The organism is Dyadobacter ginsengisoli DSM 21015, from assembly GCF_059568735.1.
In genome coordinates, this window is record NZ_JCANTY010000004.1 from 646,482 (window position 1) to 666,272 (window position 19,791).

General features: G+C 48.2%; 19 protein-coding genes and 1 pseudogene. 16 read left to right on the forward strand and 4 right to left on the reverse strand.

Annotated elements, in window-relative coordinates; all coding sequences use genetic code 11:
- Positions 1–161 precede the first annotated feature (161 nt).
- The 11 genes and pseudogenes from BP71_RS17810 (at position 162) to BP71_RS17860 (ending at position 11,955) form a co-directional block, all read left to right on the forward strand.
- Positions 162–1,451 carry an aminopeptidase P family protein gene (locus BP71_RS17810; RefSeq protein ID WP_496381589.1) on the forward strand — a complete coding sequence of 430 codons (1,290 nt, stop codon included), beginning with the start codon at positions 162–164 and terminating at the stop codon, positions 1,449–1,451.
- A gap of 53 nt (positions 1,452–1,504) precedes the next feature.
- Positions 1,505–1,887 (forward strand): annotated as a pseudogene (locus BP71_RS17815) (DUF5618 family protein).
- Between the two features lie 70 nt (positions 1,888–1,957).
- Complete coding sequence (locus tag BP71_RS17820; RefSeq protein ID WP_496381591.1) at positions 1,958–2,587, forward strand: MgtC/SapB family protein; 630 nt, start codon at positions 1,958–1,960, stop codon at positions 2,585–2,587.
- A gap of 199 nt (positions 2,588–2,786) precedes the next feature.
- Positions 2,787–3,635, forward strand: coding sequence for an EboA domain-containing protein (locus BP71_RS17825; RefSeq protein WP_496381593.1), 849 nt, complete (start codon positions 2,787–2,789; stop codon positions 3,633–3,635).
- 10 nt (positions 3,636–3,645) lie between these two features.
- Positions 3,646–4,674 (forward strand): TatD family hydrolase, encoded by a 1,029-nt coding sequence (locus BP71_RS17830; RefSeq protein ID WP_496381863.1) that lies wholly within the window; start codon positions 3,646–3,648, stop codon positions 4,672–4,674.
- A gap of 1 nt (position 4,675) precedes the next feature.
- The gene (gene eboC, locus BP71_RS17835) at positions 4,676–5,545 is read left to right on the forward strand and encodes a UbiA-like protein EboC (RefSeq protein WP_496381595.1); all 870 of its coding nucleotides are present in this window, start codon (positions 4,676–4,678) and stop codon (positions 5,543–5,545) included.
- A gap of 139 nt (positions 5,546–5,684) precedes the next feature.
- A complete protein-coding gene (locus BP71_RS17840; RefSeq protein ID WP_496381597.1) occupies positions 5,685–6,845 on the forward strand; it encodes a 3-dehydroquinate synthase in 1,161 nt (386 codons plus the stop codon).
- Positions 6,842–8,044: a metabolite traffic protein EboE gene (gene eboE, locus BP71_RS17845; RefSeq protein ID WP_496381599.1), complete on the forward strand. Its 1,203-nt coding sequence runs from the start codon at positions 6,842–6,844 to the stop codon at positions 8,042–8,044. The genes BP71_RS17840 and eboE overlap by 4 nt, the downstream gene beginning before the upstream one ends.
- On the forward strand, positions 8,037–9,401 hold the full coding sequence (locus BP71_RS17850; RefSeq protein ID WP_496381601.1) for an alkaline phosphatase family protein: 1,365 nt from the start codon (positions 8,037–8,039) through the stop codon (positions 9,399–9,401). Before eboE ends, BP71_RS17850 begins: the two co-directional genes overlap by 8 nt.
- Positions 9,402–9,458: 57 nt before the next feature.
- Positions 9,459–10,649 carry a PQQ-dependent sugar dehydrogenase gene (locus BP71_RS17855; RefSeq protein WP_496381603.1) on the forward strand — a complete coding sequence of 397 codons (1,191 nt, stop codon included), beginning with the start codon at positions 9,459–9,461 and terminating at the stop codon, positions 10,647–10,649.
- A gap of 94 nt (positions 10,650–10,743) precedes the next feature.
- Positions 10,744–11,955, forward strand: coding sequence for a saccharopine dehydrogenase family protein (locus BP71_RS17860; RefSeq protein ID WP_496381605.1), 1,212 nt, complete (start codon positions 10,744–10,746; stop codon positions 11,953–11,955).
- A gap of 46 nt (positions 11,956–12,001) precedes the next feature.
- Here the strand turns inward: BP71_RS17860 and folB are convergent, their stop codons facing one another.
- The 3 genes from folB to BP71_RS17875 form a co-directional block, all read right to left on the reverse strand.
- Complete coding sequence (folB, locus tag BP71_RS17865; protein WP_295929867.1) at positions 12,002–12,352, reverse strand: dihydroneopterin aldolase; 351 nt, start codon at positions 12,350–12,352, stop codon at positions 12,002–12,004.
- Positions 12,353–12,361: 9 nt separating this feature from the next.
- Complete coding sequence (locus tag BP71_RS17870; RefSeq protein ID WP_496381607.1) at positions 12,362–13,372, reverse strand: DivIVA domain-containing protein; 1,011 nt, start codon at positions 13,370–13,372, stop codon at positions 12,362–12,364.
- Between the two features lie 107 nt (positions 13,373–13,479).
- Positions 13,480–14,379: a WD40 repeat domain-containing protein gene (locus tag BP71_RS17875; protein ID WP_496381609.1), complete on the reverse strand. Its 900-nt coding sequence runs from the start codon at positions 14,377–14,379 to the stop codon at positions 13,480–13,482.
- Positions 14,380–14,438: 59 nt separating this feature from the next.
- Here BP71_RS17875 and BP71_RS17880 point away from each other — a divergent pair, with 59 nt between their 5' ends.
- Positions 14,439–15,068, forward strand: a complete 630-nt coding sequence (locus tag BP71_RS17880; protein ID WP_496381611.1) for a 4'-phosphopantetheinyl transferase family protein — start codon at positions 14,439–14,441, stop codon at positions 15,066–15,068.
- Positions 15,069–15,070: 2 nt separating this feature from the next.
- On the opposite strand, the gene BP71_RS17885 is transcribed toward BP71_RS17880, so the two are convergent.
- A complete protein-coding gene (locus tag BP71_RS17885; protein ID WP_496381613.1) occupies positions 15,071–15,919 on the reverse strand; it encodes a transglutaminase-like domain-containing protein in 849 nt (282 codons plus the stop codon).
- A 213-nt stretch (positions 15,920–16,132) separates the two neighbouring features.
- Here BP71_RS17885 and galE point away from each other — a divergent pair, with 213 nt between their 5' ends.
- Genes galE through BP71_RS17905 form a run of 4 tightly spaced genes read left to right on the forward strand, consistent with a single transcriptional unit; the run spans position 16,133 to position 19,781 of the window.
- Positions 16,133–17,152, forward strand: coding sequence for a UDP-glucose 4-epimerase GalE (galE, locus tag BP71_RS17890; RefSeq protein ID WP_496381615.1), 1,020 nt, complete (start codon positions 16,133–16,135; stop codon positions 17,150–17,152).
- Positions 17,149–18,204 (forward strand): dTDP-glucose 4,6-dehydratase, encoded by a 1,056-nt coding sequence (rfbB, locus tag BP71_RS17895; protein WP_496381617.1) that lies wholly within the window; start codon positions 17,149–17,151, stop codon positions 18,202–18,204. The genes galE and rfbB overlap by 4 nt, the downstream gene beginning before the upstream one ends.
- Positions 18,205–18,234: 30 nt before the next feature.
- A complete protein-coding gene (rfbA, locus tag BP71_RS17900; RefSeq protein WP_496381619.1) occupies positions 18,235–19,101 on the forward strand; it encodes a glucose-1-phosphate thymidylyltransferase RfbA in 867 nt (288 codons plus the stop codon).
- 38 nt (positions 19,102–19,139) lie between these two features.
- Positions 19,140–19,781, forward strand: a complete 642-nt coding sequence (locus BP71_RS17905) for an O-methyltransferase (protein ID WP_496381621.1) — start codon at positions 19,140–19,142, stop codon at positions 19,779–19,781.
- The last annotated feature ends 10 nt before the right edge of the window (positions 19,782–19,791 follow it).

The following is a 19,791-nucleotide window of genomic DNA, read 5'->3' on the forward strand; positions in this document are numbered from 1 at the left end:
CATTAGTTAGGTATTCTCAGTCAATTTGGTATTTCAAATACAATATTTGCTGCGAAAACCGCACTGGAAAGGTCTTTTCCCGTAGCGCAGTCTTTTAGAATTTTTGAACAAGATAAACGTAATTTTACAAATTAAATTACCTGATCTGAAAAAATACCCCTATGCGATATTCCCCCATCGACAAAAAGCTGTTTATCGAAAACAGACGCCGTTTGACTTCATTGCTCGCACCTAAATCGCTCGTTGTTCTGCATTCCAACGACATTATGCCCACAAATGCCGACGGCACCATGGGCTTCAAGCAAAACAGCGATTTGTTTTATCTTACCGGTGTCGATCAGGAGGAAACCGTTCTTGTGATTTCACCGGATCACCCCGATCCCAAGTTCCGGGAAGTCCTTTTCCTTCGTGAAACCAATGAGCTCATTGCCGTATGGGAAGGCGAAAAACTAACAAAAGAACAAGCTCGCGAAGTCACTGGTATCCAGAGCATTTACTGGACGCACCAATATGAAACTATTTTCGCCGGCATCGTTTTCGAAGCCAGCCAGGTTTACCTGAATACCAACGAGCACACCCGTAACGACTCCTACGTGCAGACGCGCGACGCCCGCTTCATTAGCGAATTCAAGGAAAAATATCCATTGCATACGCTCGCCCGGCTCGCTCCGCTCATGCATCAGTTGCGGGTCATCAAGCAGCCGGAAGAAGTTGTATTGCTGCAAAAGGCCTGCGACATTACCAAACTGGGATTTGACCGACTTTTGAAATTCGTTAAACCGGGTGTACACGAATTCGAAATCGAAGCAGAACTGCTTCACGAATTTGTCAGAAACCGCTCAAAAGGGTTTTCTTACCAGCCTATTATCGCTTCCGGTGCCAATGCCTGCGTGCTTCATTACATTCAGAACAACCAGCTGTGTAAGGAGGGCGACGTTCTCCTGCTCGACGTAGCCGCTGAATATGCCAATTATGCAGCCGACCTGACCCGCAGCATTCCGGTAAGCGGGCGATTCACAAAAAGGCAACGGGACGTGTACGACGCCGTACTCCGTGTCTTCAAAGCGGCAAAGGGCCTGCTGGTGCCTGGTAACATCTGGGACGACTACCACCAGGAAATTGGCCGGATCATGGAAAGCGAGCTGATCGGACTCGGGCTTATTACCAGGGAGGATATTGAAAAGCAGGACCCCGACTTGCCTGCATACAAAAAATACTTCCCGCATGGCACCTCGCATTTCCTGGGACTGGACGTTCACGATGTAGGTAACAAATATCGCCGCTTCGAACCCGGCATGGTTTTCACCTGTGAACCCGGCATTTATATCCGGGAGGAAGGCCTGGGTATCCGTCTTGAAAACGATATCCTGATCACTCCGGGTGGCAACACCGACCTGATGGCGCATATTCCGATCGAAGCAGAGGAAATTGAGGAGTTGATGAATGCATAGGAATGAGATCTGTTTCGTAATTTTATCGTTTACGAAAACACACACTGACGAATATGAAACAGAAATCCTCCATTGCGGAAGCCAGGCGTTACCTGGACAATGCGGAGGAGCTCCTTAGAGAAAAGGCCGTTAAAGAAGATTGTTATTACCAAAACGTCAAGTACGTAAAAATGGTCGGCATACTGCCTACGCTGGCGTACTATTGACATTGGATCAATATCTTGGCAAAAAGTCGAAAGGCGGGAAAGATGCCGATTGGTACAAACAAAAGCTTTCGAAGCTGGACAAGAAAATATTGAATTCGTTCCTGACAGCCTACCAGGTGCTTCACCTTGATTCGGCCAGCGACGGAGCGGGTAGCGCGGATCTTGCCAGAAGCGGTATGCCGGAAGCTGAAAAATTAATCGGCTGGATGAAAGTACGAACTGCCGCCTAAAACAAAATACATATCCAAAAGCCGGGGAGGTCGTTGATCTGCCCGGCTTTTAATTTCATAAAATTGCCAGATGGAACTGCTTCCCGAAGATGTTTACAAACTACTGGTTTCCTTTACACTCGGTGCGATCATCGGTGCGGAAAGGGAGTACAGAAGCAAGTCGGCCGGATTGAGGACGTTAATTCTCATCTCGGTAGGATCGACATTATTCACCATTCTGTCGATCAAAATCAGTTCTGATGCCGGACGCATTGCCGCCAACATCGTGACCGGTATCGGTTTCATCGGAGCCGGGATCATTTTCAGGGAAAACAGTCGGGTCGTCGGGATCACCACAGCCGCTATCGTGTGGGTCACGGCCGCAGTCGGAATGGGCATCGGGGCAGGATTTTACGAAGTGACCATCACCTGTTTTGTGATTTCGGGTATGTCACTCGTGATTTTGTCACCGGTACAAAGGCTGATCCGCAGAAAAAGTCAGATCCGGAACTATCGCCTGATGTGTGTTTATCAGAAAAAAACATTGCGGGTTTATGAAGATCTTTTTAAAGAATATAACCTGAAAATCCTCCGTGGCGAGCAAAGCCGCAGCGGCAACCACATCATCGGCAGCTGGACATTGCAGGGCTCTGAGAAAAAGCACGAGAAACTGACCCATCACTTGCTCAATGACACCGATATACTAGAATTCGATTTTTAACTTTCGGTTACTTATGAAATTAGTCTTTCATTAAAACTGACATCAATCATGCGTGTTGGTGAGTCCAAACCGCATCGAACAACGTTATAAATGAACAACCCGAAACTTTATAATGGCAAAGTGTCATTGTAACAATAATAACCCAGCACAGGAAAGGATTTGTGCCTGTTCGTTACGAATCCGAATGAAGTAACCCGCTATGTCCGATATTATCAAACAAAAACTCCTGGAGGTGATCACTCCGCATACATCCGGCACAGAAGCCGAGTGGTTGCAACAAAAAGGGTCCTCCGCGCCTCTCGAACTGATGACCGCATTCGTAGCGGCACCGAGGTGCTTACCCAAGAAAATCATTTCAACAAACCAAGAGACACAGGCTGCATTGGACCTCGAAATACGCGGTTTTTCGGTAGAAGGCTGGTCGCTCGTAAGATTGGCCCGGGTGTGGTTACTGACACAGCTCGATTCGTCGGACCAGGAAGAGTATGTGAAAAATATCGAAACCTTATTCGATACTGCCGAAATGAATGAGTTGGTGGCACTTTACTCCGCACTGCCCCTCCTCTCCTATCCTGAGAGGTGGCTTTTCAGAGCAACCGACGCAGTGCGTTCCAATATGGGTTTTGTTTTTGATGCCATTGCACTGCATAATCCCTATCCCGAGAAATATTTCAGCGAGCTCGCGTGGAACCAACTGGTACTCAAAACAATATTCAACGACAAGCCTATCCATTATATAGCAGGACTAAATAACCGGATGAATGAAAAGCTTGCCGTAACTTTGTCAGACTTCGCGCACGAGCGCTGGGCAGCCGGACGTAGCGTGCCCGCTCAGGTGTGGCGGTTAACCGGCAAGTACATAAACACAGCGTTGTTGGCTGATATGCAGCATTTGTTCGACTCGGAAAAAGAAGAAGATCGCCAGGCTGCCGCGTTAGCCTGCGGAGAAGCTATACTTCCGGCTGCGAATTACCTGCTTGCCAAGTATACCGATCTCGAAAAAGAAGTTAAATCCGGCGCATTGACCTGGGCCGACCTTGAACATTGACATTCTGACCATGTGCCTCAATCATAACGATACAACCCAAAACCCTTCGCACTTTGAAGACAGCGAAGCCGCAGGCCAGGCTCCCGCACACCGCGACATTGCCTGGGATGATTATAAAGACCTTATTAAAGGAATGCGTTTTTTCGATCCGCATATCCACATGGTATCCCGCACTACCGACGACTATCAGGCCATGAACCAGGCCGGTATCGTCGCGCTGATCGAACCGGCATTCTGGGTTGGGCAGCCGCGGACCGGGTTATCTACTTTTAAGGATTATTACAGCAGTCTGGTCGGCTGGGAACGTTTTCGTTCCTCCCAGTTTGGCATTAAGCATTATTGCACCATGGGTCTCAACTCGCGGGAAGCAAATAACGAACCGCTGGCGGAGCAGGTGATGGAAATCCTGCCCTTGTACATTTATAAAGAAGGCGTTGTTGGCGTGGGTGAAATTGGCTTTGACGATCAAACCCCTGCCGAAGAAAAATACTACCGGCTGCAACTCGAACTGGCCAAGGAGGCGAAATTGCCTGTGCAAATACACACGCCACACCGCGACAAAAAGAACGGTACCGAACGCAGCATGGCCATTGCATTGGAGCACGGCATCGACCCCTCATGGGTGATCGTGGACCATAACAATGAAGAAACCGTAAAAAGTGTGCTCGATCAGGGCTTCTGGGCGGCATTCACCATTTATCCTTTTACCAAAATGGGTAATGAACGCATGGTCAAAGTAGTGGAACAATACGGCCCCGAACGCATTATGGTCAATTCGGCGGCCGACTGGGGCATTTCGGATCCATTAGCGATCCCGAAAACTGCCGCACTCATGAAGATGCGTGGCATATCCGACGAGACGATCCGGTTAGTAACCTACCAGAATGCAATCGATGCATTTGGTAAAAGCGGACAGATCGACGTGACAGATTTCGAGTCAGGTTACGCGGTCAATCAATCCGAGAAATTCCATGGTAACAGCATTCTGAGAGGTGGCCAGCAACCTGCTCCGGTGAAGGATTTTTTAGTGATCAATTAAAGTGAGCAACCTCAAACCTTATTTGCAGCTAACCCGCCCTGCCAATCTCGTAACCGCCATAGCAGATATCCTGGCAGGTATGGCCATTGCTCAGTTCACATTCTCGGACTTGTCGCCCGCATGGCTGGTGTTATCCACACTGGGACTGTATGGCGGCGGCGTAGTAATGAACGATGTTTTTGATGCCCGACTGGATAGCGTCGAACGCCCGGAGAGGCCTATCCCGAGCGGTAAAGTTCCATTGCGGTCGGCCGCAACAATGGGTATTTCGCTGTTACTTCTGGGCATTGTCGCCGCAGGTGCATTCAGTTTGCAAAGCGGCATGATAGCCGTGGTAATTGCCATGCTTACGGTCCTTTACAACCGGTTTGCCAAACATCACGTCTTTTTCGGGCCACTGACGATGGGTATGTGCCGGGGCGGCAACCTGATCCTCGGGATGAGCGTTCTGCCCGAATCATATCAAAACTGGATTTTCATCGCTGTGTTTCCCATCATGTACATCGGTGCGATCACGCTGATCAGCCAGGATGAAGTCCATGGCGGCAAAAAACGTACCTTATATATAGCGGCATTTCTCTATCTCGCCGTACTGGTTGCCCAACTTGCCATTGCCCGGGAAAAAGCAAACATCCTTTTTACATTGCCATTCGTGCTACTGCATGCCTGGTTCATCTTTCGCCCGCTCTGGAACGCGATCCAGAATCCGATAGGTCCGCTGATCGGCAAAGCCGTAAAAGCAGGGGTTATCTCGCTTATTGTGATGAATGCGTCCTGGTGCGCTGCCTTCGGACTGCTGCCTGTGGCCGTTGCTGTACTGGCTTTGTTGCCGCTCTCGATGTACCTGGCCAAAGCCTTTGCGGTTACCTGAGCAAAAAGCCGGAGTAAGTAGAAGGGGAAAAGTGAAAGTTTTTAGTCTTTATATCAATGATTTTTGAATACGTTTGAACGGATCGCCCCGTCAAACGTTTTATAGTAGATACCCATTTGCGCGTTCAATGCTGAATTCAATGCAGACCATACAACAACGTTTCCAGGTGGAATACCATTATGCAGTATTCTTCACCCAACATTTATTTGACACCCAGAACCCGTTACTGAAAGATTTTTTTAGCCAATATACCGAGCAAGGCTTCCAACGGAAAGCGCTTGTGATCGTAGACGAGGGGTTTGAACAGACACAGCCGGATTTACGCCACCAGATCCGGGCGTATTTTGCTGACGCCGTTCAGCACATTCAGCTCGCACCGGAAATCATCGTGGTTCCTGGCGGGGAAGCTTGTAAAAATGATCCGGCGCAATTCGACCGTCTGGTGGAAGCGGTGGACACCTTCGGCATTGACCGTCATTCGTTTGTGATCGGCATCGGCGGCGGCGCGGTACTCGACCTGGTTGGCTATGCAGCGGCGGTGTCACACCGCGGTATTAAGCTGATCCGCATCCCAACGACCGTACTGTCACAGAACGACTCGGGCGTGGGTGTTAAGAACAGCATTAACTTCCATGGCAAAAAGAACTTCCTGGGCACATTTGCACCACCAGTGGCTGTTTTCAACGACCTCACTTACCTGCGTACGCTCGACGACCGCGACTGGCGGGGAGGTGTAGCAGAGGCTATCAAAGTGGCGCTTATTAAAGATGTTTCATTTTTTGAGTGGATCGAAGAACACGCGGAGGCGCTTGCCATGCGTGACGAGGAGGCCATGGCATATCTCATCCACCGCTGTGCCGAAATGCACACTGAACACATTGCAGGGGGAGACCCCTTCGAATTCGGGTCCTCCCGTCCGCTGGATTTCGGTCACTGGGCAGCGCATAAGCTCGAATACCTGACCGACTTCAAGGTGCGGCATGGCGAGGCTGTCGCGATCGGTATCGCGCTGGATTGCGTGTATGCTACTAAGATCGGGATGCTGCCGGAAGGCGATCTCAGCCGCATTCTGGATGTGCTGCACAAGCTTGGTTTTGAACTATATCACTCCAAACTGGCTGAAAACGATAAAATCAACCTGCGTAATGGCTTGCAGGAATTCAGGGAACACTTGGGAGGAAGGCTAACGATTATGTTGCTGGAAAGAATTGGCAAAGGTGTAGAAGTCCACGAGCTGAATGCCGACATTATCGCCGAATCCGTAGATTACCTTGAAAGCTCCAAAATAATCCCTGCATGATCACGCCTTACGGACATTTAACTTATTGCAGTAACATCCATCCCGGCGAGAAATGGGCAGGCCATTTTAAATCGCTGCGTGAAAATATTCCATACATACGCCAGCAACTGTCACCAGATCAACCCTTTGGACTGGGTCTGCGGGTAGCCAATGAAGCCTCCGTCGAACTAAACAAACCAGAGGTAATTTCGGAATTTAAAAGCTGGTTGAAAGAGCAGAATGTGTATGTTTTTGTGATCAATGGCTTTCCTTATGGCGGTTTTCACAATACCGTCGTGAAAGCAGACGTGCATACGCCCGACTGGACCACCGCTGACCGTCTTGCGTACACGATCCGTCTTTTCAATATTCTCGCAGAGCTACTGCCCGCCGATATGCACGGGGGAGTATCGACGCCCCCGTTATCCTACCGTCTCTGGTGGAAAACAGAAGCAGAAAAGCAGCAGGCCACCGAGACTGCCACGAACCATGTTCTGGAACTCCTCGATGAACTGATCCGCATTCACAAAACCACCGGTAAACTGTTGCACCTGGATATCGAGCCGGAACCGGACGGCATACTGGACAACACAACCGATTTTGTAAGCTGGTATGCCAACATCCTGCTGCCCAAAGGCATTATTTACCTGCTGGAAAAGTACGGAATGGGCGCTGGCGAAGCGCAGGAAACCATTCTGAGGCACGTCCAGTTCTGTTACGACATATGTCACGCCGCCGTCGGCTACGAAGATCCGGAAGACATTCTCGACTCCCTGAGTGAATTTGGTATTAAGGTCGGACGCATCCAGGTCAGTTCCGCATTGAAAGTTGATTTCAGAAGTGAGCGGGAAATCAAACGGAAAGCTATTGAGACATTCGATGAACCGGTTTACCTCCATCAGGTTGTAGCAAGGCACGAAGACGGTCATTTCACCCATTACCCGGATCTGAAAGAAGCTTTGACGGACTGGAATGAAACGCATGAAGAATGGCGCGTCCATTTTCATGTACCATTGTTTATCAATTCTTATGGTGTACTGGAATCCACGCAGGCCGACATCGTCAAAACCCTTGGAATCCATAAAGGCGCGCCATTCTCCTCATTCCTGGAAGTTGAGACATATACCTGGGGCGTACTCCCGGAAGACATACAAAAACCGATCGGCGAGTCTATTGTCCGCGAAATCGAATGGGTGAAGAAAGTGCTGAATTATGAATAAGACCGTCGTTATAGATATTGTTGCGTTAAGCGCAAACCTGATCGGAGAGCATACTCCATTCCTGACTGAATACTTAAAAAAAAGGCATTTAACTCCTATCAAACCCGTTTTACCGGCCGTTACCACCACTTCCCAAAGCACTTACCTGACGGGTAAATGGCCAGCGGAGAATGGCATCGTCGGCAATGGCTGGTACGACCGCGAAGATTCAGAGGTCAAATTCTGGAAACAGTCCAACAAACTGGTCCGGGGCGAAAAAATATGGGAAGCAGCGAAGAAACTGGATCCCGCATTCACTTGCTCAAAAATGTTCTGGTGGTATAATATGTACTCGTCGGCCGATTTTTCGGTAACTCCGCGGCCGCAATATCATGCCGATGGCGTCAAAGCACCGGATTGCTATGCGTACCCACCAGAATTGAGGGACGAACTACAGACCGAGCTGGGCCAGTTCCCGCTTTTCAATTTTTGGGGGCCTAATGCGAATATCAAGTCGACACAATGGATCGCAGATGCATCCATGTCTGTGGAAAAAAGGCATAATCCGACACTCACGCTGATTTACCTTCCGCATCTCGATTATTGTCTGCAAAAATTCGGGCCCGATTTTTCAAAAATCAGCAAGGAACTGGGCGAAATCGATGAAGTAATTGCCAAGCTTGTGCAATTCTACGAGGCCCGGAACGCGAAAATCATCCTGCTTTCCGAATACGGTATTAACCCCGTAAACAATCCGATCCATATCAACCGCATTCTCCGCAACGAAGGACTTATTTCAGTCAGAACGGAACGGTGGTACGAACTGTTGGATCCAGGTGTTTCAAAAGCATTTGCCGTCTCCGATCACCAGATCGCCCATATTTATCTGAATGATCCTTCGGTAAAAGAGCGGGTGATCACCCTCTTGCAAAAAACGCCTGGCATTGACCTGGTGCTCGACAGAGACGCGCAGAAGGCCCATCACATCGATCATGAGCGTTCAGGAGACATTGTGATAGTAGCAAGGCCGGACAGCTGGTTTACCTACTACTACTGGCTCGATGATGCCAAAGCCCCTGACTACGCACATTTGGTAGACATTCACCGCAAGCCGGGCTACGATCCGGTAGAGATGTTCATGGATCCCAAAAATCCGTTTATCAAGCTTCGCGCTGGCTACAAACTGGCACGTAAACTACTGGGATTCAGATATCTGATGGACGTAATCCCGCTTGATGCGACGCTCGTCAAAGGTTCACACGGCAGCGTGACTGTTTCGAAAGAATACTATCCGGTCTGCATTACGGACGAAGCCCAGGAGCAAGCCGAACTCAAAGCCATCGACGTCTATGACGTCATTTGGAAGCATCTGATTTAAAAGCATTTCCAAAACAAAACCACTTTCATGACGTTGTCTAAGAAAAAATTCAACGTCATGAAAGTCTCTTCATACTCACTACTCGTTCCTCTCATTCTGATCCTGGCTGCGCTGGCCTGCTCGTCTGATGATCCTAAAAGTCCGGAAGAGCCGCAGGAGCCTGAAAATACCGTCGGCGCCAGAGAAGCGTTTCCTTCCCTGACATTTAATATGCCCGTCGATCTTCAGCAGGTACCGGGTGACAGCAGCAGATTCTTCATCGTAGAAAAGGAGGGCATCATCAAAGTGTTCAGCAATGCAGCGAACGTAACAAACAGCACCATATTTCTGGATATCAAAAGCAAGGTTACGTCTGGCGGAGAAAGAGGCTTGCTGGGCCTGGCATTTCATCCCGATTTTAAAAACAACGGCTACTTTTTTGTAAACTATACTTCCGGCAACCCATTGAAGACCGTCATTGCGCGATACAAGGCTTCCTCGGCCAACTCGGCAGACACGGGCAGCGAGGCTGTGCTTTTTACATTTAATCAACCTTATGATAACCACAATGGCGGTTCCTTGCAATTCGGGAAAGATGGTTATCTCTACATTGCCACTGGCGATGGCGGCAGTGGCGGCGATCCGCAGAACAATGCGCAAAACCTGCGAAGCCATTTAGGCAAAATACTACGGGTGGACGTCAACGCTACGGACAAAAGCAACTATGGAATCCCCGCTGATAACCCATTTGTCGCAGGCACCGCGGGTAATCTCCCTGAAATTTATGCCTTCGGCCTTCGTAATCCCTGGCGGATCAGTTTTGACAGGGCCGATGATCGCTTGTTCGCGGGAGATGTAGGACAAAACGAACGGGAGGAAATAGATATCATTACCAAAGGCGGAAACTATGGCTGGCGGATTAAGGAGGGCGTCGATTGTTACAATCCGTCGTCAAACTGTAATCGGTCGGGGCTTATCGAACCCATTCATGATTATAGCCAAGGTAATGGGGATCGATCTATCACCGGCGGTTATGTGTACAGGGGATCGGCGATTCCGGCGCTGGCGGGCAGGTACATTTACGGCGATTATGTGAGCGGCCGCATTTGGGCGTTGGAAACCGAAGGCAACAGCAAAAAATCCAATACACTGCTGATGGAAAACATGGGCTCCATTTCTTCATTCGGGCAGGACAACAGCGGCGAAGTATATTATCTCAACTACTCCAACGGCAAGGTGATGAAGCTGGTTAACGGAAATTTAAATTGAAAAATTGACCGGCCGTCCTATCTTTGCCGGAAATTTTACCGGACTTGTCAGGTCTCCGGACCCATCAGGTCTCTAACCGTTCAAACTTAACAAAATGTCCAAGGTTCTTATCATTGGTGCAGGAGGTGTCGGTAGCGTAGTGGCACACAAATGCGCATTGAATAGCCACGTTTTCACCGAAATAATGCTCGCAAGCCGCACCAAGGCCAAATGCGATAAAATAGCCGCTGAAATCAAGGAAATGCATGGCGTGACGATCGAGACTGCCCAGGTGGATGCGGACATCGTCGCAGAAACTGTGTTGCTGATCAAACGTTTCCAGCCCAAAGTACTCATCAATGTAGCTTTGCCGTATCAGGACCTCACCATCATGGACGCCTGCCTCGAAACCGGCGTGCATTACCTGGACACCGCGAACTACGAGCCTAAGGACGTTGCCAAGTTTGAATACAGCTGGCAGTGGGCGTACCAGGAGCGTTTCAAGGAAGCTGGATTGATGGCCGTGCTCGGTTGCGGCTTCGACCCGGGCGCTACACAGGTTTTTACGGCTTATGCAGCCAAACATCATTTCGATGAGATGCATTATCTGGATATCATCGACTGCAATGCAGGTGATCACGGTAAGGCCTTTGCGACGAACTTCAATCCTGAAATCAACATCCGCGAGATCACTCAGCCAGGGCGTTACTGGGAAAACGGCGAATGGGTGGAAATCCCCGCGATGTCCATTCATAAACCGATCGACTACCCGGGCATCGGACCGAAAGAAAGCTATGTTCTTTACCACGAAGAACTCGAATCACTGGTAAAGAACTTCCCTACATTGAAACGGGCACGTTTCTGGATGACATTCGGGCAGGCTTATATTACCCACCTGAATGTGCTTGAAAATGTGGGTATGACCAGCATTAAGCCGATCAAATTCAATGGAATGGACATTGTTCCGCTTGAATTCCTGAAAGCCGTACTTCCCGCACCCGATACTTTGGGCGAGAATTATTCAGGACAGACCTCTATCGGATGCCAGATCAAAGGCATGAAGAACGGAGAAGAAACAACTTATTACGTTTGGAACAACTGTGATCACGCGGCGTGCTATCGCGAAGTTCGCGCGCAGGCTGTAAGTTATACCACAGGCGTACCCGCGATGATCGGCGCCATGCTGATGCTTACCAACGAAGAATGGATGAAACCAGGCGTTTATAATGTAGAAGAACTAAACCCTGATCCGTTTATGGACCTGCTGAACAAGCACGGCCTTCCATGGCATGAGCAAGTGAATCTCGAACTTCCACATGAATATTGACTGTAAATAAGAAAGGCGGTTGAAACCGCCTTTCTTATTTACAATGCTATCCCTCCATCGTTATCACCGCCCGGGTGCAAACCCCTCCTATCGGCGGATTAAACTTAGATACCTTCACAGTGACTTTTTCAACCAACGGGTAATGCTCCCGGATTTTCTCGATGACATTGAAACCAATGTGTTCAAGTAATTTGGCAGGCTCCCTCATAACGGTAGCCGTTAACTGATAGAGCGTTTCATAATTGACCGTTTCGCTCAGCTTGTCATGTTGCGCAGCCTGATAAAAGTCGGTAGATATGATAATGTCCAGGGCGTACTTATTACCGATGCGCTGCTCTTCTGGATAATAACCGTGGTATGCAAAAAACTCAAGTCCTTCGAGGCTGATCGTTCCCAATGTTCAAGATCAAATTTGGTCAAAAAATGAACCTCCCCCGGATTTCTTAGGCTGGGTGCTTTCTCTCGGCCTGTTGATACCCGTGGTCGAATCCCGCGCCTTTTCAGCGACTTTATGCATTTCTGCCAACGCTTCCGACGCTTCATCGGCAGCACTTTTAGCTGTCTCTCTGATCTTGTTGTACTGGACGGGCTCTTCCTGAACGGGCTCGGGTTCAGAAGTAAGCACGGGCTCTGGCTCCGGCGTAATTGCAGCCACTACCTCCTCAGGTTCCGACGCTGCTTCCGGCAGAATTTCCTCTTCTTCAACGATTACTTCTTCTTCAGTATCCACTACCTCGAATACTACTTCCGGCTTATCATCGGTCAATACCACATTTACTTCGGGTTCTGTAACCGTCTCCTCTGTTTTTACCGGCGTCTGATACACAATTTTCTTCGGAATCTCGATCTCCGCCACATGCTTCTTGATCTCCTCCATCTTGTTCAATACCGATTCCTTATCGTACTTCTGCTCAAACCGTTCTACCGTTTCCAGTGCACTGTTTGCAAGAGAGCTCAGCTGAACAATCAGGTTGTCCCGGAAGTTTTCTATGGCCCTGAAATCACGTTCCTGGATCTTAATCTCGCCCGCAAAATCCTCCCTGAATTTTGTCAGACGCTCTTCTGTCTGGCGGATAATCTGACCGGTCCGCTGCTCGGCTTCTGCTACCAGATCATTGGCTGCCACCCTGGATTCTTCTATTCTTTTCTCAGCTGCTTCGTTGGCCTCTTTCTCTATTAACTTACTGGTATCTTCTGCTGCTTTTAAGGTTCTGAATAAGGTTGATTCTATGTCTTTCAGCTTGCTCAATTCCTTTTCCGCATATTCCAGCTGCATCTTCAGCAAGTTATTTTCGCTTGAATACCGCTCCCATTCCTGAGACAAGGAGTTCAGGAAAGCATCTACTTCGTCCGGATCGTAACCTCTGAAAATCTTTTCAAAAGTATGCTTGCGTATGTCTATAGCGGATATTTTCATGATGCATTCTATGCTTTGATGCCTAGTTAAAAACGGTCGTGTAAGTTAAAGATATATGATTCATTTTTCAAAGTATTTACCAACATTACCATATTATAAGTATTCGGTCAGGAAACCTCCCAAACGGATATCATACGGTCGTCGCTACATGAAATCAATTGATTTTCAAAGCCCGTCCACAGCAGTTTATTGACCGACGTTCCGTGCCCGGCATGACGGGCTCTGTCTATTATTTTTTTCAGTTTAAATGTGGCTGCATCCCAGACTTTTATGGATTTGTCCATGCTGCAGGTAGCGAAGAGGGAGCGATCAGGGCTGAATGTAATATCGTTGATCGCATACATGTGCGCAGGTATGTCGCTGACGATGCCGTATGCATCATTGACGTCCCATATTTTCAGGTGCGCGTCCCGGCCAGTCGTAAACAGATATTTACCGTCCGGTGAATACTTAACGGAAAAGACTGAATTTGAATGTGCCTGAATCGTCTTTTTTAATTTAAAGCCGTCTAAATCGAAGACATGGACATTACAGTCGCTGTCGCCCGTCGCGAACTCATTGGTCCCGGTATTGACGGCAATGCTGCGCACACTTTTCCCCGCCAGCTTGATATGCTTTTGAACAGCGAAGGAGGGCACATCCACTACTGCGACAACCCCGTCACCCAATGCCACAAGTGCTTTGTCTCCCCAAAACTGAATATCGAAGATGGCTGCGCTGGTAATTTTTGAAGTTTTACTGATCCGGTTCTCAACGATATCCAGCATCTGCAACCCTTCATAATTCTGTCCGATCCAGAGTGCTTTCGTATCCGCATGAAGCGCAAGGGCATATACCGATGCACCTGCACGTGCGACGAGGTTTCCCAGATCCGGCCTGTTGAAATCCCATTGGATCACAAACCCATCGGCCCCCGCAGAATAGAATCCATTACCGGTCAGATCTGAAATAATTGTATAAACACTGTCCCTATGACCGGAAAAAGTATCTACTTTGCGAATATTCATCTTGTTAGTTTTGTGCCGGAACTAAAATATTTAAAATAGAAATTGTAAACAGAATTCACATGCCCCTCGTTCATTCCGAAAAGATTGAAGAAACCAGCACGCTGCTGCTTTGGAAACTGACGGAAACCGAAACAGAACTGCAAAATAACCTGGGTAATGGGTTCAATCAGCAGGAGTTGGATAAGATTTCTCATCCTCAAAAAAAGCGTGAATGGCTCGCCAGCAGAATGTTGATCAAGACATTGGCAGAGCAGTTCGGCATCAACTACGTAGGCATTCACAAAGACGAGCATGGCAAGGCATTCCTGATCGACAACGATTCTCATATATCCATCACACATACCTTTGAATTTGTCGCGGTGGCGATCAACCCTGCAGCCGCGATAGGCATCGATATGGAGAAAATAGATGCGAAACTCCAGAGAACTTCCCGGAAATATCTGTCATCCCCGGAATTCGATCACGCAGCGGACGAAATGAAGCCACTATGCATGTATTGGTGTGCAAAAGAAGCCCTGTATAAATTGTATGGCAAGAAAAAGATCAGCTTCAAGGACTCAATTTACATTGAACCCTTCCGAAATGGAGATTTACTGCTCCGTGGTAGACTGACGGACCAGCACCTGGTCGTACATTCCAACATTCATCTCAGGTGGTTCGATGGCCATTGCCTGGCCATTGCCCTTTAAGATCAGCTGCCCGGGATCTCATCCAAAGTCGACTTCAGTATTTTCTCGATCTCTCTGATCTTATCCTGCTCGCTGGTTTTCTCATAGGACAGGATGAGGTTTCTCAATACCCGCTGGACAATTTCCAGGTTGGTGCAAGGCTGATAAAAAATGTCTTTCGACTTGATATTCAACTGAGCGATGTAATGATCGATATCTGTTTTGGAAAAAATGATACCGCGGTTGAAGACATTGATATAGAACTGTGTCTTATCGTTTTTATAGGTCAGGACAAAAAGATTCGGCAAGTTCACGCCATACACCGGCAATCCGAGCTTTCTGGCAATGAGCAGGTAAATCACGCACAAAGTAATTGGATTCCCCCTTCTGCTTTCAAGTACGGCATTGATCATCGAGTTGGTCGGAGAATGAAAATTCTTGGTATTGGCCGCGAAATTCATCACTCCGAAAAATATGCTGTTGATCCGCTTCACCTGATCTACTGCATTCATCTCTTCCTGGAACTGGATCCAGATATCGTAATAAAGCTGCTCGATGGTGGTTTTCAGCTTCTCCATCGAAAGGTCCGGATAATGATAGGTAGCAATAATCCACATCCCCTCCAACAGGTCGAGCGCCCCCCCGTTTTTCCACGCCTGCAACCGTTCAATCATTATACCTAGCTGCAATTCGTGTATCAGTTCCTCGATTTTTCTTTGCACGATCGGGTTAAAACTCTCCTCCCATTCAGTCTCCAGAAAAGGTATCACAGTCCCTCCCAACGATAGTATCTTCCCTTCAACGTGCTGACTCACTTCATGATCCTCGTCATCAAGTAAGGATATCAGTGCCTTGATTTCTTTCTGGTTCATTTTCCTCAAATCTGCGTTTTACAACCAACGGATAAATAAAAACATTTTTTTTTTATGGACGTCAAATTTTCTACTTTTGCCCGGAAAAAAATGCCCCTTCCCAGGCATATTTTCAAGGGTAAGTATGGCAAATCTGCGTCATATCGCATAATTTCTGCTTACTTTCGGGGAATATCTATACCACCATATTTTTACAAACAAAGCACATAACGCATGAAAATTCTCGTTACCGGAGGGGCCGGATTTATCGGTTCCCATACCGTTGTGGAGTTAGACAAAGCGGGGTTTGAGCCTGTCATTGTCGACAATCTTTACAACTCCAATCTCAACGTTCTTGAAGGAATCAAAAAAATCACCGGCAAAACGTTTCCGTTTTATGAGATCGATTGCAATGACACCGACAAAGTAAGGGCCTTGTTCGAAAAGGAAAAGTTTGATGGTGTGATTCATTTCGCCGCTTACAAGGCTGTGGGTGAGTCTGTTGAAAAACCCCTGAATTATTACGAAAACAATCTGAACTCCCTGATGGTACTCCTCAGAGCAATGAAGGAGTTTAGTGTCGATAAATTTGTATTCTCTTCATCCTGCACGGTGTACGGCCAGCCCGAAACACTTCCTGTGACAGAAAGTACTCCCAGGTTACCGGCTAGCTCTCCTTATGGAAATACCAAGGCCATTGCCGAGGACATCATCCGTGACTATGTTCATTCCGGTCCGGGGCTCAAGGCGATTTCACTGCGATACTTCAATCCAATCGGAGCCCACGAATCTTCACTGATCGGAGAGCTGCCCAACGGCGTTCCCAGTAACCTCGTTCCGTTCATAACACAAACAGCCGCAGGGCTCCGCAAATCACTCACGGTTTTCGGCAACGACTACGATACGCCCGATGGCACCTGTATCCGCGACTTCATTCACGTGGTCGACCTCGCAAAGGCACACGTGAAGGCACTGGATCTGCTGGATTCGCAAACGGATAATAATTATTATGATGTATTTAACGTGGGAACAGGAGAAGGTTATACTGTTCTGCAATTGATTAATACTTTTGAGGAAGTGAACGGCGTCAAACTGAACTATACCATCGGGCCACGCCGCGAAGGAGACGTTGAGCAGATCTACGCACAATCTGACAAGGTCAATAAAGTGATGAAATGGCATGCCGAGAAAACCATGGCCGACGCATTGCGCGATGCATGGAACTGGCAACTAAAACTAACAGCTGAAAAATGAAAAAAATCTTGATTACGGGAGGAGCGGGTTTTATCGGCTCACATGTTGTACGCCGGTTTGTCAACTTTCACCCGGATTATCATATTTATAACCTCGACGCACTCACCTACGCTGGTAATCTCGAGAACCTCAGGGACATTGAGAACGCTCCGAACTATACATTTGTCAAGGGTGACATCGTCGATGCCGCATTCATCGACCAGCTGATCGGTGACAACGATTTTCACGGCATTATCCACCTGGCTGCCGAAAGCCACGTCGACAGATCCATTACCGACCCGATGTCCTTTGTGATGACCAATGTAGTCGGGACCGTGAACCTGCTTAATGCCGCAAAAAAAGCCTGGAAAGATGATTTTACCGGCCGCCGGTTTTATCACGTCTCGACAGACGAAGTATACGGTGAGTTGCATGACCCGGGTACATTCTTTGTCGAAACGACGAAGTACGATCCAAGATCGCCCTATTCCGCTTCAAAAGCATCGTCAGACCATTTCGTAAGGGCCTACCACAATACCTATAAGTTGCCGGTAGTGATCTCCAACTGTTCCAACAATTACGGTCCTAACCATTTCCCAGAGAAGCTGATTCCGCTGATGATCCATAATATCATCCAGAAAAAGCCGCTTCCCGTTTACGGTAAAGGTGAAAATATCAGGGACTGGCTATTTGTGGAAGATCACGCGATCGCGATTGACGTCATTTTCCACCAGGGTGTCAATGGCGACACCTATAATATCGGGGGACACAATGAATGGAAGAACATCGACCTGGTGCATTTGCTTTGCAGCATCATGGACCGGAAGCTGGGTCGTGCGGAAGGTGAAAGCGTTCAGCTCATCACTTACGTAAGCGACCGCGCCGGACACGACCTGCGCTACGCGATCGATGCCACCAAGCTATCCGAGGAACTCGGCTGGAAGCCATCATTGCAGTTTGCGGAAGGCCTGGAAAGAACAGTAGAATGGTACCTGACCAATCAGGACTGGCTCAATAATGTAACTTCCGGCACTTACCAGAAATATTATGACGAAATGTACCAGGACAGATAATCCGGTCATTTCTTACCCAATTGAAATTTTATGAAAGGCATTATATTAGCCGGAGGCTCCGGTACGAGGTTACATCCGCTTACATTGGCCGTCAGCAAACAGCTTATGCCTGTTTATGATAAACCAATGATATATTACCCGCTGTCGATTCTGATGCTGGCGGGTATCCGCGAAATCCTGATCATCTCGACACCACATGACTTGCCACATTTCGAGAAGTTGCTCGGAGACGGAAGCCGGCTTGGCTGCGAATTCAGTTACGCGGTACAACCCAGTCCTGATGGTCTCGCACAGGCATTCATCATCGGAGAAGAGTTCATTGGCCACGATAAGGTAGCATTGATCCTCGGGGACAATATCTTTTACGGATCAGGGCTCTCGAACCTGCTCCAGTCCAACAACAATCCCGATGGCGGCGTGATTTTTGCCTACCAGGTTCATGACCCCGAAAGATATGGCGTCGTAGAGTTTGACAAGTTCAACAACGTCCTTTCGATCGAAGAAAAACCGGAAACGCCTAAGTCGAACTATGCTGTTCCTGGTTTGTATTTCTATGACAATGATGTTGTGGAAATCGCCAAAACAATCCCTCCATCGCCCCGCGGTGAGCTTGAAATCACCGACGTCAACCGGGTTTACCTCGAACGCGGCAAACTTAAAGTGGGTGTTCTCAACCGCGGCACAGCCTGGCTGGATACAGGCACCTTCCAATCGCTCATGCAGGCCGGGCAGTTTGTCCAGGTCATCGAAGAACGTCAGGGCTTAAAAGTGGGCTGCATTGAGGAGATCGCCTACCGTATGGGCTTTATTAATGCAGAACAACTGCGTGAAATTGCCAAACCACTGGTAAAGAGTGGCTATGGCACTTATCTTGAACGCATTGTAGCTAATGTCTGACCGGCATTAGTATCGGGATTAGCATATATCATATTCGGATGAAGTTTTTGGTAGAGGAAATCGAAGAATATTCCGTAGCCCACACGGAAGAAGAGAATGCTCTGCTGAAGTCCCTGAGCAGGGAAACCTATGCCAACGTTCTCAGTCCCCGCATGCTCTCAGGACATTTACAGGGCAGATTTCTTTCCATGATTTCCAGGATGATCCGGCCCGACCGCATCCTGGAAATCGGCACCTACACGGGTTACTCGGGCATTTGCCTTTGCGAAGGACTCAATGCGGACGGCAGGCTGATCACGATCGATATCAACGAGGAGCTTGAAAACTTCACAAGACGTTATTTTGACCAGACCGCCTTCAAGGATCAGATCGATTATCGGATCGGTAATGCACTGGATATTATCCCAGCGCTGACCGACACATTTGATCTCGTTTTCATCGATGCAGATAAAATCAATTATTCTTCTTATTTTAACCTCTGTCTCGATAAAGTCCGTCCAGGCGGCTTCCTGATTGCGGATAATGTGCTGTGGAGCGGTAAAGTTGTTCAACAGTCCACCAAGACAGACAAAGACACGCAGGCATTGCTGGATTTCAACAGGATGGTACATGAAGATCCCCGGGTTTCCAACATACTTTTACCGATCCGGGATGGATTGATGATTCTTCAGAAATTATAATACTCAATAG